The organism is Merdibacter massiliensis, from assembly GCF_900155395.1.
Classification (GTDB): Bacteria; Bacillota_I; Bacilli_A; order Erysipelotrichales; family Erysipelotrichaceae; genus Merdibacter; species Merdibacter massiliensis.
In genome coordinates this window covers 41329-57494 of sequence record NZ_LT699711.1, presented here as the reverse complement: position 1 = coordinate 57494, position 16166 = coordinate 41329, and the positions used below count along the sequence as shown (strand labels likewise).

Genomic DNA, 16166 nt, shown 5'->3' with positions numbered 1-16166 from the left:
TCTGCCACAAAGAACTGACTGCGTGGCTGCGCGAAAGGAGAAAAGCAAAATGAATTATTTTATCCAATTTCTCATTGTGTTCGACCTGATCTGCTTCGGCGTCTACTTTGGCGGCGACATCGTTTGCACGGCGCTCGCCAAGGTGCGCAAAAAGACAGACGAAGAAGAATTTGAAATCTACAAAGTGGAGGACGATACAGACACCTCCAAACCGGCGCTGTCCATCGACGCCATCCGCCACTTGTTCCGCGGCGAGGTCCACGATTTTGTCTGCAACAAACTTCTGCCCAGCGGGCAGGAAACCCTTTCCGCTCTGACCGAGCCGGAGCAGACAGCGGCCCGGTTCCTGTTCTGCGCCTTGATCGGCTATCTCAAAGAGGAAGCCCCGAAGGATGAGCAGAGCTTCCCGATGGTGATGGAGATGCTGAACTATGCCGAGGGCGCGAAAGAGGACGGCGACAAGGACGTGATCGACATTCTGATGGAGGAAACCGCCGCCCGGACACATCTGCGCGAGGAATATTTCAGCGATTACCGCCGTTACCAGCTCATGCAGGTGGATAAGACGCGGGTGCTGCTGGCCTGCCGTGTCATCATCAACGACCTGCTGGGAAAGCTGTACCGCTATGATTACAACGTCGGTTATGACTGCCTTCTGGACGATGGCAACAGCGTTTCCAGAAAACTGAAAAAATCCAACGAAGAAATGGAGGTAGAGGAAGATGCGATTGGTGATCGCTGAGAAGCCCTCTGTGGCAAAATCCCTGGCCGCCGTGCTGGGCACTGCTACCCGCAAAGACGGCTACCTGGAGGGCGGCGGCTGGCTGGTGAGCTGGTGCCTGGGGCACCTGGCCGGGCTGGCGGACGCCGCCACCTACAACCCCGACTACGCCAAGTGGCGCTATGATGACCTGCCCATTTTGCCGGAGTCCTGGCGCTTCACCATCGCCAAAGACAAGCGGGATCAGTTCGATGTGCTGCGCACCCTGCTGCGGCGGGAGGACGTGACCGAGGTAGTCAACGCCTGCGACGCCGGGCGCGAGGGCGAGCTGATTTTCCGCACGGTCTACTGCCTGGCGGGCTGCCAGAAGCCCATGAAACGGCTGTGGATTTCCAGCATGGAGGATTCCGCCATCCGGGAGGGCTTTGCCAACCTGCGCCCCGGCGCGGACTATGACGGGCTGCACCAGGCGGCCCTCTGCCGGGCCAAGGCCGACTGGCTGGTGGGTATCAACGCCACCCGACTGTTCTCGGTGCTGTACCACCGCACCCTCAATATCGGGCGGGTCATGTCCCCGACGCTGGCCCTCATCGTCCAGCGGGAGGCAGAGATCGACGCCTTCAAGCCGGTGCCGTTCTATTCTGTGGCTCTGGACCTGCCCGGTTTTACCGCTGCCAGCGCCCGCATGGACAAAAAAGCCGATGCCGAACAGCTGAAAACTGCCTGCCAGGGCGGTACGGTGACGGTCAAGCAGGTGGAGCGCAGGGACAAATCCGAGAAGCCGCCCGCCCTCTATGACCTCACCACTCTCCAGCGGGACGCCAACCGCCTGCTGGGGTTCACGGCGCAGCAGACACTGGACTACCTGCAAAACCTCTATGAAAAGAAGCTCTGCACCTATCCCCGGACGGACAGCCGCTACCTGACCTCCGACATGGCCGAGGGCCTGCCGGTGCTGGTGAATTTGGTCGCCAACGCCATGCCGTTTCGCAAAGGCATCGCCATTTCCTGCGATGCGGCGGCGGTCATCCACGACAAGAAAGTGACCGACCACCATGCGGTGATCCCCACCCGGAACATCCGCGAGGCGGATCTGTCCGCTCTGCCGGTGGGTGAACGGGCCATTCTGGAGCTGGTGGCGCTGCGGCTGCTGTGCGCGGTGGCCCCGCCCTATAACTTTGCAGAAACCGCCGTTGTTGTGGACTGCGCTGGTGCGGAGTTTACCGCCAAAGGCCGCACGGTGAAGCAGCCCGGCTGGCGGGCGCTGGACGCCGCCTACCGGGCCAGCATGAAAAATGTGGAACCGGACGGCAATTCCGAGGACAAGGCCCTGCCGGAACTAACCGAGGGCCAGGCGCTGCCGGTTGCCGGTGCCGCCGTCAAGGAGGGCAAGACCACCCCGCCCAAGCACTTCACTGAGGATACCTTACTCTCTGCGATGGAGACTGCCGGAAAAGACGATATGCCGGAGGACGCCGAGCGCAAGGGGCTGGGCACCCCCGCCACCCGCGCCGGAATTTTAGAGAAATTGGTGTCCACCGGCTTCCTGGAACGCAAAAAGAGCAAGAAAACCGTGCAGCTTTTGCCGTCCCACGATGCCATTTCCCTGATTACCGTCCTGCCGGAGCAACTGCAATCCCCGCTGCTGACCGCTGAGTGGGAGTACCGGCTGGGCGAGATCGAGCGCGGCGAGCTGGCCCCGGAGGACTTCATGGCTGAGATCACCGCCATGCTGAAGGAGCTGGTGGGAACTTATCAGGTCATCAAGGGCAGCGAGTACCTGTTTGCCCCGCCCCGCGAGGTGGTGGGCAAATGCCCCCGCTGCGGCGGTGAAATTGCAGAAATGCAAAAAGGCTTCTTCTGTCAGGACCAATCTTGCAAATTTGCGATCTGGAAGAACAACAACTGGTGGGCAGCGAAGCGCAAACAACCCACCAAGGCCATTGTGGCGGCGCTGCTGAAAGATGGCCGCGCCCATGTGACCGGGCTGTACTCCGAGAAAAGCGGCAAGACCTACGACGCCACCGTGGTGCTGGAAGATACCGGCCAGTACGTCAACTTCAAGCTGGAATTTGACCGGCAGAAAGGCGGCGGCAAATGAAACTGAGTTTGTATGAACAGGAAACGATTATCCTCTACAACCAGGCCGAGGCCACCGCCGAGGTCTATTCCCACGACCCGCGCCTGCTGGAAAAGCTGCGGCGGCTGGCGGAAAAATACCCGGACCAGATCGTGAAAAAGGACCGTCAGACCTTTACGGTGCCCAAACGCTGCGTATCGGTGCGGGAGCCGTACAGCGCCGAGCGCCGCAAGGCCGCCAGCGAACGGGCCAAGGCCGCCGGGTACAAACCACCCGTCACGAAAGCGGGCGGCAAGTAAGCATGGGCGAGAGCGTCTTTGAAGTCGTAAAACAGTCCGTCACCGCCAGAGAGGCGGCGGAGCTTTACGGCATCGCAGTGGGGCGCGGCGGTATGGCCTGCTGCCCCTTCCACGATGACCGCCACCCCAGCATGAAGGTGGACACCCGTTTCCACTGTTTTGGCTGCGGCGCAGACGGCGATGTGATCGACTTCACCGCCCGGCTCTATGACCTGTCCCCCAAGGGGGCCGCTGAAAAGCTGGCCCAGGATTTTGGCCTTTCTTATGACAGCAAGGCCCCGATCCGGCGAAGTTATGTCCGGCAGAAAACCGAGGCGCAGGTGCGGAAAGAAAAACGAGAACACGGCTGGCGCGTCCTGACGGACTACTATCACTTGCTCCGAAAATGGGAGGCCGACTATTCCCCCAAGACGGCGGACGAGGACCCGCACCCGCGCTTTTTGGAGGCCGTCCAAAAAAAAGACTACATGGGCTATCTGCTGGACACCTTTCTCGACAGCAGCACCGAGGAACAGGACCAGTGGATCGCAGAACACACCGCTGAAATTTCGGCCATAGAAGGGAGAGTGAACATCATGGCTGACAAACCCACCAACCGGGAACGGTTGCAGCAAATCACGGCGGGCATTGAACAGGGCATCAAGGAGCTGTTCGAGAGCGAAAAGTATATGCGCTACCTGTCTGTGATGTCCCGGTTCCACCGCTATTCCGTCAACAACACCATGCTCATCTATATGCAGAAGCCGGACGCCACGCTGGTAGCCGGATATAACAAGTGGAAAAATCAGTTTGAGCGCCATGTGAAAAAGGGTGAGCATGGTATTACCATCATCGCGCCAACGCCGTTCAAGAAAAAGATCGAGGAACAGAAGTTGGACCCGGACACCAAAGCCCCCATCCTGGATGCAGAGGGCAAGGCGGTCATGGAGGAACGGGAAGTTGAGATCCCCATGTTCCGCCCGGTGAAGGTGTTTGATGTGAGCCAGACGGACGGCAAGCCCCTGCCGGAGCTGGCGTCCTCCCTGTCCGGGAATGTCCAGAACTACGAGGCTTTCATGGAGGCCCTGCGCCGGTCCGCGCCGGTGCCGCTCTCCGTGGAGCCGATGGCCGCCAACATGGACGGGTATTTCTCGCCGGACCAGCAGCGCATCGCCATCCGGGCAGGCATGAGCGAGGTGCAGACCGTTTCCGCCGCCGTCCATGAGATCGCCCACAGCAAGCTGCACAACTACGCCAAGGCCCAGGAGGAAGCGGCCAGGGCCGGTGATAAGGAGCCGCCCAAGAAGAAAGACCGCAACACCGAGGAGGTGGAGGCCGAGAGCATTTCCTATGCCGTCTGCCAGTATTACGGTATCCAGACCGGCGAGAACAGCTTCGGCTACATCGCCAACTGGAGCCAGGGTAAGGAGCTACCGGAGCTGCGGGCCAGTCTGGAGACCATCAACAAGGCGGCCGGGGAACTGATCGCGGACATTGACCGGCACTATAAGGTTATCTGCAAGGAGCGCGGTATTGACCTGGCCGCCCAGTCGGAACAGACAGTGCCGCAGCAGGAAGCCGCATCGGAGGCGGAGGTCCCCATGCAGGCTCCCGCCCGCCATGCTTACAAGCTCCACAGCAATTTTGAGCGTACCTCACCGGCAGACAGTACCTATATCCAGGAATATACCGTTGCGGATGATTTATCCCTTATCCCCGGAGAGGTACTTTATGCGGGAACCTATGACGAGTGTGTAAAACTGCACAACGCCCTTCAAGATGGCAGTATGACGGCTGAGCAGGTCAAGGCCCAGGCGCAGGCGGAAAAGCTCTATGAGTTGGACGGACGGCTGTACCTCCACGTCCAGCCCTGTGACGGCGGTTATGACTACACTATCTACGACAAGGGCACAATGCGGGCATTGGACGGCGGCCAGCTGGACGCCCCGGAGCTGCCCCTGTCCACCGCCGCGCTGAAAATCTGCGAGATGCACGACATGGGCGGCCAATCCATTCAGTATGCGCCGCTGTCCATGATCGAAACTTTGCAGGAGGCGGCTGTCCAGCAGATGCAGGCAGCGGCCCAGGCCGCCGCCCCGGAAACTACCATGCTGCCGGACGCCCCGGAGCAGCACCTGGACGAGTACCCCATGCCGGACCCCACGCTGACCCAGGACGATTTGGAAAAGAGCGGCTATCTGGACGGGGACCTTCTGCCCCTCTCCAAAGAGCGGGCCTATGAGCTGATGGAGCGCGACCTGACCGTTTATATCGTCCAGCAGGGTGAGAATCCGGCGATGGCTTTTGATACCACCGACCTGGACGCCTACGACGGGATCTTCGCCGTCACCCGCGAGGAATGGGAGGAAAGCCCGGCTTTCGATGCTCAGGTCAAGGAGCGCATGGACCACCAGCAGGAACGGGAGCAGGCGTTCCTCGATCACAAGGGCGACTGCTTCGCTATTTATCAGGTGAAGCACACCGACGAGTTGCGGGACATCCGCTATGAGGGGCTGGAATGGCTCAAGTCCATCGGGCAGACGGCGCAGCGGGACAACTACGATCTAGTCTACACCGCGCCGCTGCTGCCCTCCGATTTGAAGGGCGATACTGCCGAACAGCTTTTTTACCGCTTCAACAATGAACACCCCGCCGACTACCGTCACCCGTCCATGAGCGTCAGCGACATCGTTGCCATCAAGCGGGACGGCAAGGTATCCTGTCACTACTGCGACAGCTTCGGCTTTGCCGAGGTTCCCGGCTTCCTGCCGGACAACCCGCTGAAAAATGCGGAAATGGCCGTGGAGGATGACTACGGCATGATCGACGGCATTCTCAACAACGGCCAGCGGCAGCCGCCCCAACGGGAGTTGCCGGAAAAACGGAAGTCCGTTGTGGAGCAGCTGAAAAGCCAGCCCAAACCCGAACATAAAAAGACAGCGCCCAAAAAGAGCGCGGAAAGGGAGATCTGATATGAACGCTTTGACTTTTGAGGAAACCAACCTGCTGTGCATCTACAACCCCGGCACCCGCCAGGGGGCCATCGAGGCCCTGACCGAGATGCGCGGCCACTTGCAGGCGGACGAGGACGAGCTGCTGGCCCTGACCGACAGTACCCTCGCCAAGCTGCGCGCCATGACCGACGCCGAGTTTGACGAGCTGGAGCTGTACCCGGATTTTGATGAATAACACACTGTTTTGACCCGCAGGGCGGCCACCGTGCCGCCCTGCTTTTATATAAGACCAGGAAGGAGGACAGAATCCCATGCCAACCAAAGCAGAACAATACGCGCAGATGGCCGACCAGGTGGCGCGGCAGCTCACCGGCAGCTGGCAGGAGTGGGCGGGCTTTCTCACCACCGCCGCCCGCCTCTACAAATATCCGTTCCATGAACAGCTGATGATCTACGCCCAGCGCCCGGACGCTACCGCCTGCGCCGAGTACGACCTGTGGAACAACCGCATGGGCCGGTATGTGCGGCGCGGGTCCAAGGGCATCGCCCTGGTGGATGATTCCGGGGACCGGCCCCGACTGCGGTATGTATTCGACATTTCCGACACCGGCACCCGTGAACACTCCCGCACCCCCTGGCTGTGGACGATGAACGAGGAACACACCGCGCCGGTCATGGCGATGCTGGAACGCAACTATGATGTGAGCGGCGGCGACCTGGCCCAGCAGCTGGACGATGTGGCCGCCAAGCTGGCGGAGGAATACTGGGCCGACCACCGGCGGGATATTCTCCCTATCGTTGACGGTTCCTTTTTGGAAGAGTACGATGAGTACAACATCGAAGTCCAGTTCAAATCCACCGCCGCTGTCAGCATCACCTATGCCCTGATGTCCCGCTGTGGGCTGGAGCCGGAGCAGTATTTCAGCCATGAGGATTTCATGGCGATCTTCGACTTCAACACCCCCGCCACCGTGGGGGCGCTGGGCACGGCGGTCAGCCAGATAAACCAGCAGGTACTGCGGCAGATCGGCGTCACCATCCAGAACTATGAGCGCGCCAAGGGCGCGGAAAGGAGTGCCACACATGGAAAACAACCTGACTTACACGAGGAACGGCGATTACCTGATCCCCGACCTGAAGCTGTCCGAACAGCCGGAGAAGCCCCTGGGCAAGTACGGCAGGATGCGCAAAGCGTACCTGAAGGAACACCGGCCCATCCTCTACAACCAGCTGCTGATGAGCGAGAAGCTGTACCCGCACCTTCGGGAGATCGACGAGACCGCGAACAGCCGTCTGGAGCAGATGATGCCCCGGCTGGCGGAGGCAGCGGGCGCGACGGAGCAGCTGAAAGCCAGCGACCCCATGCAGTGGGTGGGCCTGATGAACACCTGCAAGGCCCAGGCGGAGGAGATCCTGCTGGCGGAACTTATCAACAGCTGACCTTAAACCTGTTCCTCTCCGAAGCGGAACAAATCCATAAAATCGACGAAGCAGAGAGTGTGAAAACGCCCTCTGCTTTTTCTATGCCCAAACCCGCTGCGCAGGCGGAACCTGTGCGCCGGGCGCTGACCCAGGCGGAGATCGACGCCGCCATCCAGGAATGGAACGGCAATATTGAAAGTAAGCACGCGGTTGTCCGCTACATGAAGGACCATGCCCGTGAAAAGGATACCGCCGCCTGGCTGCGGCAGGAGTACGGCGATGATCTCCCGGCCCTGCCTGTGACGGTGGACGGCGCGGCGGGCGACGTGCCCTGGCCCAAGGTGCAGCGCCGGATCGTCCAGCTCATCAAGGAAGATCGGTTCTACACCGAGGCGGAGCAGGACCGATTTGACAACATCGACTCCATCGCCATCCGGGAGGCCCTGGCCGAGCGCGGCATCGTGAACGGCCAGGTGGTGGACCCGGAAAAGCTGGACAGTGATCCATTCATCCGGCAGGTCATGCGGGATGTGGAGGCCGTCGCAACCGAGGAACAGGCCGAGGCAGCGGCAAAGCCGCCTGTGCCGGACTTATCCGGCCAGCCCGTCACCCGCGAGGGCGACACCCTCACCATTGGCAGCGGCGAACCCACCCATGAGATCGACATCACGGTGTCGGACGAGGAATATGCCGCCATCCGGGGCACCATCCCGGAGCGCACCGCCTACGATCCGTCCGCCCCGGTTTACAATGTGGGCAATACCGTCTATCTGGATGACCGCGCCCATCAAATTACCGAACTGCGGGAGGATACGGTGCAGCTGCTGCCCACCGGCATGAGCTATCCCATCTACCGGGTCGAGAGCCGGGAGCGGTTCGAGCAGCTTTTGCGGGCAGACAACCGCAACGACTTCTACACCGAGTTCCTGCCCGTCAACCCTGACACGGCGGACCAGGACCTGCGGGACGTGCTGGCCCACGGCCTGATCGGCGCGCCGAACAAGGCGGAGCTTTCCGAACTGCTGCGCACCGGCAAGAGCAACCGGGAGGTCGCCCTGTGGCTGAGCCGGGCCTATCCTGACATCATCGAGACGATGGAGCTGGAGACCGGCGATACCGCCGACTACCGAACCATACCCGAAGGCATCGAGCTGGAAGTGCTGGACGCGGACGAGAAGCGACTGGCCATGCTGTTCTTCCGCTGGGATGAGGTTGCACCGCTGCTGCGCGGGCTATATGCCCGCCAGCTGGACGGCTTTGTGCAGGAGCAGGATGAACCGTATATGGAAGCCCCTGCCGCCGTGGAAGAACCTGCCGAAACCGCCAAGCCCATTGAAGAAGCTGCTGAGGCACCGGCGTTCCACTCCGAGACGGTGGCCGTCTACCCCGGTGACAAAAACGGACTTCCCTATGACGTGGTGGTGGAACGGCTGCACGTTGACCGGCCGGAACCCACGCCGCCTGAACCGACGCCGGACACGCAGCCGGAGGAAAAGCCGGATCACCCGGTCGCCATCCCGGTGAACGGTGAGTGGCAGACTTTCCCCAACCAGAGGGCAGCCGAACAGGCGGCCTATCAGGAGTACCGGGACAACCTGCGCCGCAACGCCGAGAACTTCCGCATCACCGACGACCATCTGGGCGAGGGCGGCCCCAAGGCCAAGTACCAGGCCAATGTGGCGGCGATCAAGCTGCTGAAATATCTGGAAGAGACCACCGGGCAGGCCACGCCGGAACAGCAGGAGGTATTGTCCCGCTATGTGGGCTGGGGCGGCGTGGCGGATGCCTTTGACCCGGACAAACCCGCGTGGGATGCCGAGTATTCGGAACTGAAAGAACTGCTGACCCCAGAGAAATACGCTGCGGCGCGGGCCTCCACCCTCAACGCCCACTATACCAGCCCCACCGTCATCCGCGCCATCTATGAGGCCGTGGAGCAGATGGGCTTCCGCACCGGCAACATTCTGGAACCGCCTGCGGCGTGGGTAATTTCTTCGGGATGCTGCCGGAGAGCATGGCCGGGAGCAGGCTGTACGGCGTGGAGCTGGATTCCATCAGCGGGCGGATTGCCCAGCAGCTCTACCCCAAGGCTAACATCACCGTGGCGGGCTTTGAGACCACCGACCGGCGGGACTTCTATGACCTTGCCATCGGTAACGTCCCTTTCGGCCAGTACCAGGTGAACGACAAAGCCTACAACAAGCTGGGCTTCAACATCCACAACTACTTTTTTGCCAAGGCGCTGGACCAGGTGCGCCCCGGCGGCGTGGTGGCCTTTGTCACCAGCCGCTACACAATGGACGCCAAGGATTCCACCGTGCGCCGGTATCTGGCCCAGCGGGCCGAGCTGCTGGGGGCGATCCGCCTGCCCAACAACGCTTTCCGCGCCAATGCCGGGACCGATGTGGTGTCCGACATCCTGTTTCTGCAAAAGCGGGACCGCCCGCTGGACATCGCCCCGGACTGGACCCAAACCGGCCGGACCGAGGAAGGCTTCACGGTCAACCAGTATTTTCTGGATCACCCGGAGATGGTGCTGGGGCGGCCCACCGCCGAAAGCACCCAATACGGCAAACAGGATTACACCGTGGCCCCCATCGAGGGGCTGGAGCTGGCCGATCAGCTGCACGATGCCGTGAAGTACATTCGCGGCACCTACCAGGAGGCCGCGCTGCCGGAGCTGGGCGAGGGCGAGGACATCGACGAATCCCTCCCGGCTGACCCCAATGTGAAGAACTACTCCTACACGGTGGTGGACGGCGCGGTGTACTTCCGGGAAAACAGCCGCATGGTGCGCCCCGACCTGAACGCCACCGCCGAGGCCCGCGTCAAAGGGCTGGTGGGGCTGCGGGATTGTGTGCAGCGGCTCATCGACCTGGAGATGGACGCCGCCGCGCCGGATGCCGACATCCGGGCGCAGATAGCCGAACTGAACCGCCGCTATGACGATTTTTCCGCCAAGTACGGACTTATCAATGACCGGGCGAACCGGCTGGCCTTTGCCGATGACAGCAGCTATTACCTGCTCTGTGCCCTGGAGGTGCTGGACGAGGATGGCCGGTTGGAGCGCAAGGCAGATATGTTCACCAAACGCACGATCAAGCCACATGAGGCCGTCACCACCGTAGACACCGCCTCCGAGGCCCTGGCGGTCTCCATTTCTGAAAAAGCCTGCGTGGATATGGCCTACATGGAACAGCTCACCGGCAAAACCGGCGAAGAATTGGCTGACGAGCTGCGCGGTGTCATCTTCCGTGTACCGGGCCAGACTGAGCCGGACGGAACGCCCCATTATGTGACCGCCGATGAATACCTCTCCGGCAACGTGCGCCGGAAGCTGCGCCAGGCCCAGCGGGCGGCGGAGCAGGACCCGGCCTTTGCGGTCAACGTGGAGGCCCTGACCGCTGCCCAGCCCAAAGACCTGGACGCTTCCGAGATCGAGGTGCGGTTGGGTGCGACGTGGATCGACAAGGAGTACATCCAGCAATTCATGTACGAGACCTTCGACACGCCTTTTTACCTCCAGCGCAGCATTGAAGTCCACTACACCCCCTTTACGGCGGAATGGCAGATCTCCGGCAAAAATGTCGTGGGGCAAAACAACGTGGCCGCCTATTCGACCTACGGGACCAGCCGCGCCAACGCCTATAAAATCCTCGAAGATTCCCTCAATCTGCGGGATGTGCGTATCTACGACACCGTGGAGGACGCGGACGGCAAGGAACGCCGGGTGCTGAACGCCAAGGAAACCACCCTGGCCGCCCAAAAGCAGCAGGCCATCCGGGATGCTTTCCGCGACTGGATTTGGCGCGACCCGGAACGTCGGCAGGCGCTGGTGCGCCAGTACAATGAGGAAATGAACGCCACCCGCCCCCGCGAATATGATGGCAGCCACATTGTTTTTGGCGGCATGAACCCGGCCATCACCCTGCGGGAACACCAGAAAAACGCCATCGCCCATGTGCTGTACGGCGGCAACACGCTGTTGGCCCATGAGGTGGGCGCGGGCAAGACGTTTGAAATGGTAGGGGCCGCGATGGAGGCCAAACGGCTGGGGCTGTGCCAAAAGAGCTTATTCGTGGTGCCCAACCACCTGACCGAACAGTGGGCTTCGGAGTTCCTGCGTCTGTACCCGTCCGCGAACATCCTGGTGACAACCAAAAAGGACTTCGAGAAGCACAACCGCAAGAAGTTCTGTGCCCGTATTGCCACCGGCGACTACGACGCCATCATCATGGGTCACTCCCAGTTCGAGAAAATCCCCATCAGCAAGGAACGCCAGGAGCGGCTGCTGCATGAGCAGATTTGGGAAATCACCGAGGGTATCGCCGAGGTGGAGGCCAGCGGCGGGGAACGGTTCACCGTCAAGCAGCTGGAACGCACGAAAAAGTCTTTGGAGGCGCGGCTGGAAAAGCTGCAAGCCGAGGACCGCAAGGACGATGTGGTGACGTTTGAACAGCTGGGCGTGGACCGGCTCTTTGTGGACGAGGCGCACAATTATAAAAACCTGTTCCTCTATACAAAAATGCGGAATGTGGCGGGCCTTTCCACTACGGACGCGCAGAAATCCAGCGATATGTTTGCCAAGTGCCGGTACATGGATGAAATCACAGGCGGGCGCGGTGTAGTTTTTGCCACCGGCACGCCGGTTTCCAACAGCATGACCGAGCTTTACACCATGCAGCGGTATCTCCAATATGACCGGCTGCAAGAGCTGGGCATGGCGCACTTTGACTGCTGGGCCAGCCGCTTCGGGGAGACAGTGACCGCTTTGGAGCTTGCCCCGGAAGGGACCGGCTACCGGGCGCGGACCCGCTTCTCCAAGTTCTTCAACCTGCCGGAGCTGATGAACCTGTTCAAAGAGGTGGCAGACATCAAGACCGCCGACCAGCTCCATCTTCCCACCCCGGAGGTAGAATATCACAACATCGTGGCCCAGCCCACCGAACAGCAGCAGGAAATGGTGAAGGCGCTCTCGGAACGCGCTTCCCTGGTACACAGCGGCACGGTGGACCCGTCCCAGGACAATATGCTCAAGATCACCAGCGACGGGCGCAAGCTGGGGCTGGACCAACGGATCATCAACCAGCTGCTGCCGGATGAGCCGGGCACCAAGGTCAATCAATGCGTGGACAATATCATGCAGATTTGGCGGGACGGCGAGGCCGACAAGCTGACCCAGCTGGTGTTCTGCGACATCTCCACGCCCCAGGCCCGGCCTGCCAAAAAGGTAGCGAAGGCGCTGGACAACCCGACCCTCCACGCTTTGGAGGACGCGGTGCCGCTGGACGAGCCGGAACCGGCCTTTACGGTCTACGAGGACATCCGGCAGAAGCTCATCGCTAAAGGTGTGCCCGCCGAGCAGATTGCCTTTATCCATGAGGCCAACACCGAGGTGCGCAAAAAGGAGCTGTTCTCCAAGGTCCGCACCGGCCAGGTGCGCGTCCTGCTGGGCAGCACGGCCAAGATGGGTGCAGGCACCAACGTGCAGGATCGCCTGGTGGCGCTGCATGACCTGGACTGCCCGTGGCGGCCCGGCGACCTGGCCCAGCGAAAGGGCCGCATTGAGCGCCAAGGCAACCAGAACGAGACTGTCCATGTGTACCGCTATGTCACTGAGGGGACGTTTGACGCCTACCTCTGGCAGACGGTGGAAAACAAACAGAAATTCATCAGCCAGATTATGACCTCCAAATCGCCGGTGCGAAGCTGCGACGATGTGGACGAAACCGCGCTGTCCTTTGCCGAGATCAAGGCGCTGTGCGCCGGGGACCCGCGCATCAAGGAACGCATGGACCTGGATGTGGACGTGGCGCGGTTAAAGCTGATGAAGGCCGACCACCAGAGCAAGCAGTACCGCCTGGAGGACCAGCTGCTCAAAACCTTCCCGGAGGAGATCGAGAAAAACAAGGGCTTTATCGCCGGGCTGGAAGCGGATATGGCGACCCTGGCCGCTCATCCTCACCCGGAGGACGGCTTTGCCGGGATGGAAGTCCGTGGCGACACCCTCACCGACAAGGAGAACGCCGGTGCGGCGCTGCTGGACGCCTGCAAGGAGGTCAAAGGGGCCGACCCGGTGCCGGTGGGCAGTTACCGGGGCTTCACTATGTCGGTGTCGTTTGACGCTTTCCGGCAGGAGTATATGCTCCTGCTGAAAGGCCAGATGACCCACCGGGCGACGCTGGGCACAGACCCCCGTGGAAATCTAACCCGTATCGACAATGCGCTCAGTCAGATGCCCCAGCGGCTGGAAGCGGTGAAGAACCAGCTGGACAACCTCTACCAGCAGCAGGCCGCCGCCAAGGCAGAGGTGGGTAAGCCCTTCCCACAGGAGCAGGAGCTGCGGGACAAATCCGCCCGGCTGGCCGAGCTGGATGTACTGCTGAACATGGACGGCCGGGGCCGCCCTGCGCCGGAGGCGGTGCTTGCCAAGAGCAGCCGCCCCTCGGTGCTGGAGGGTCTGAAACGCCCGGTGCCGCCGCGCTGCCCCGAAAAGAAACCCAAACACCACGAACAGGAGGTGCGATAACATGAATACCGACAAAAACACGGCCCTCTATGAGAAGATGGCCGCCGAACAGGACAAGTTCCGGGACTGGCTGAAAAGCCAGCCCCCGGAGGAAATTCTAAAGCATACCTATGAGTACACGGTCCGGGAGGACATCCTGATGGCGATGGAGGAGCTGGATCTGCCCCAAAGCCGGGCCGCCGCGCTGCTGGCGTCGTCGTCCCCGCTGGCCGATGTCTACAAGGAGTTTTCTGACCGGGAGACTTCCTACATGGATGTGGTGCGGGACAGCATCGAGCAGCGGGCCGATGCGGCGCTGGACGCCCAGCGGGAACTGCCGCTCTACCGCCACGACGCCGCCTATGCCCGCGAACAGGGCGACCTGGATTTGTACCGGGCGTCCCGCCGCGCCAACATCGCCTGCAAGGAGGCCATCGAGGCGGCCATTTCGGAACATTACCGGGACAACCGGCTGGACAAGGACGCGGTACCCCAGGTGATCGAGCAGTTCGGCTACACCCGCATCCTCTATGTGCTGGCAAATACCGTGCAGCAGAAAGAGTGGGATGAGCGTTTCAGCCCGGCCAACAAGGCGTGGGCCAGGACGGTGGACATCCCGCCCAACCCGGACGGCTTTGGCGGCGAACGCAACCTGGACTTTGTGGTGGACAGCCACTCCGGCCTGGTCGATCTGTTCTTGAGCCAGGCGCGGCAGGATTATCTGCGGCTCCAGCCGCTGACGCCGGAGGAAATCCGTGCCGAGGCCGCCCGGCTTTTGCAGGAGCTTCGTGCGCCGGGTACACCCAACAGCCCCCACGGCACCCACTACATGGCCCGCGTTTCGCCAGACTTTCTGGCCCGCGCAGGCACCCAGGCCCATGACCAGCTGATGACGCTGCTGCCGTTCCGCAGTCTGGCGATCACCGGCATGAAGGAACTGCCCGGCACCTATGTCACCATCTTGGCCAGCGAGGACCGTTCCAAAGAGCTGCGCCAGCGCCGCCCCTCGGTCCGCCGCCAGCTGAAACAGGAGCCGCGCCCCGCTGAAAAGCCGGAGAAAAAATCCCCCATCTATAAGAAAAAGGAGCCGGAGCGATGAGCGCCCCCAAGCGCAAGCGGGAGGTGCAGCTGAACTTCCGGGTCTCGCCGGAAGAACTGGCGTTGATCGAACAGAAGATGGCCCAGCTGGGAACAACGAACCGGGAAGCCTACCTGCGCAAGATGGCCTTGGACGGTTATGTGGTGCGCCTGGAACTGCCGGAGCTGAAGGAGTTGGTGTCCCTGATGCGCTATTCCAGCAACAACTTAAACCAGCTGGCCCGCCGTGCGCATGAAACCGGGCGCATTTACGACGCCGACCTGGAGGATATATCCCGGAGGCAGGAGGCTTTGTGGGATGGGGTGCATCAGGTATTGACCCAGCTGGCAAAGCTGTCGTGACAGGGGCATACGCCCCGGCTGTGAGGGAGGTCCGGCGCGTGCAGACTGCATCGCCGGGCCTCCCTCTTTTTTTTCTTTGCCCGTATCGTTGCGTTTTGGTGGGGTGTGATTGATAATGGAGTCAGAAACGAGGTGATGGCTGATGTTGACGTTTGAAAACGTCTTGGAGATTTTTCATGAGTACCTGCTGCACGACCCGGAGGAAGAAGTTCTCCCTTGTAAACGCGGCTATGTCCGATTGACTTGGAACAAGGATTCCCGCTACTGTGTGGACGGTATCCTCTGCCGAATCCCGGAGGAACTGTTTGACCTGTTGCTCACGGATTACCAGGACTTTGAATTGCTCCGCCGGACGAAAGGCCGCCGGGAAGTTACAGAAGCCGATGAAAAAGCCGTGAAAGAACTGTGCCAGCCCTACCTGGACTGGCGGAAGGAGGCGCTGAAATGAGAGCGGTGCTGTTTATTTTGAAATTGGGGCTGAAAATCCTTGCCGTGCCGGTGGTGCTGGCGCTGACGCTGTTCACCTGGCTGTGCTTCTGGCTGCTGTATGTGTCCAGCTTCATCTTCGGCCTGGTCTCCACGGTGGTGGCGCTGCTGGGGATCGCGGTGCTTGTGACCTACTCGCCGCAAAACGGCGTAATCCTGCTGGTGATCGCCTTCCTGGTCAGCCCGCTGGGCCTGCCGATGGCCGCCGTCTGGCTGGTGGGCAAGGTACAGGACCTGCGGTATGCGATCCAGGACGCGGTGTATGGCTGAATAGGAA

At 61.2% G+C, this 16166-nt stretch carries 9 protein-coding genes and 1 pseudogene; all 10 read left to right on the top strand.

Annotated features, from left to right (window positions below):
• Window positions 1-49: 49 nt before the first annotated feature.
• Window positions 50-742 (top strand): hypothetical protein, encoded by a 693-nt coding sequence (locus BQ9859_RS02305; RefSeq protein WP_002576343.1) that lies wholly within the window; start codon window positions 50-52, stop codon window positions 740-742.
• Entirely contained in the window at window positions 723-2822 is a 2100-nt protein-coding gene (locus BQ9859_RS02300) for a type IA DNA topoisomerase (protein WP_075876661.1), read from the top strand. Before BQ9859_RS02305 ends, BQ9859_RS02300 begins: the two co-directional genes overlap by 20 nt.
• Entirely contained in the window at window positions 2819-3100 is a 282-nt protein-coding gene (locus BQ9859_RS02295; RefSeq protein WP_002576341.1) for a hypothetical protein, read from the top strand. Before BQ9859_RS02300 ends, BQ9859_RS02295 begins: the two co-directional genes overlap by 4 nt.
• A 2-nt stretch (window positions 3101-3102) precedes the next feature.
• Window positions 3103-6051, top strand: a complete 2949-nt coding sequence (locus tag BQ9859_RS02290) for an LPD16 domain-containing protein (protein ID WP_002576340.1) — start codon at window positions 3103-3105, stop codon at window positions 6049-6051.
• A 1-nt stretch (window position 6052) separates the two neighbouring features.
• Complete coding sequence (locus BQ9859_RS02285; protein ID WP_002576339.1) at window positions 6053-6268, top strand: transposon-transfer assisting family protein; 216 nt, start codon at window positions 6053-6055, stop codon at window positions 6266-6268.
• Window positions 6269-7136: 868 nt separating this feature from the next.
• Window positions 7137-13984: pseudogene (locus tag BQ9859_RS12690) on the top strand (SNF2-related protein); the annotation flags it as partial.
• 1 nt (window position 13985) lies between these two features.
• Window positions 13986-15062, top strand: coding sequence for a DUF3849 domain-containing protein (locus BQ9859_RS12900; protein WP_002576335.1), 1077 nt, complete (start codon window positions 13986-13988; stop codon window positions 15060-15062).
• A complete protein-coding gene (locus BQ9859_RS02270) occupies window positions 15059-15403 on the top strand; it encodes a plasmid mobilization protein (protein WP_002576334.1) in 345 nt (114 codons plus the stop codon). The genes BQ9859_RS12900 and BQ9859_RS02270 overlap by 4 nt, the downstream gene beginning before the upstream one ends.
• 142 nt (window positions 15404-15545) lie before the next feature.
• On the top strand, window positions 15546-15851 hold the full coding sequence (locus BQ9859_RS02265; protein WP_002576333.1) for a hypothetical protein: 306 nt from the start codon (window positions 15546-15548) through the stop codon (window positions 15849-15851).
• Window positions 15852-15859: 8 nt separating this feature from the next.
• On the top strand, window positions 15860-16159 hold the full coding sequence (locus BQ9859_RS02260) for a CD1845 family protein (RefSeq protein ID WP_026649250.1): 300 nt from the start codon (window positions 15860-15862) through the stop codon (window positions 16157-16159).
• The last annotated feature ends 7 nt before the right edge of the window (window positions 16160-16166 follow it).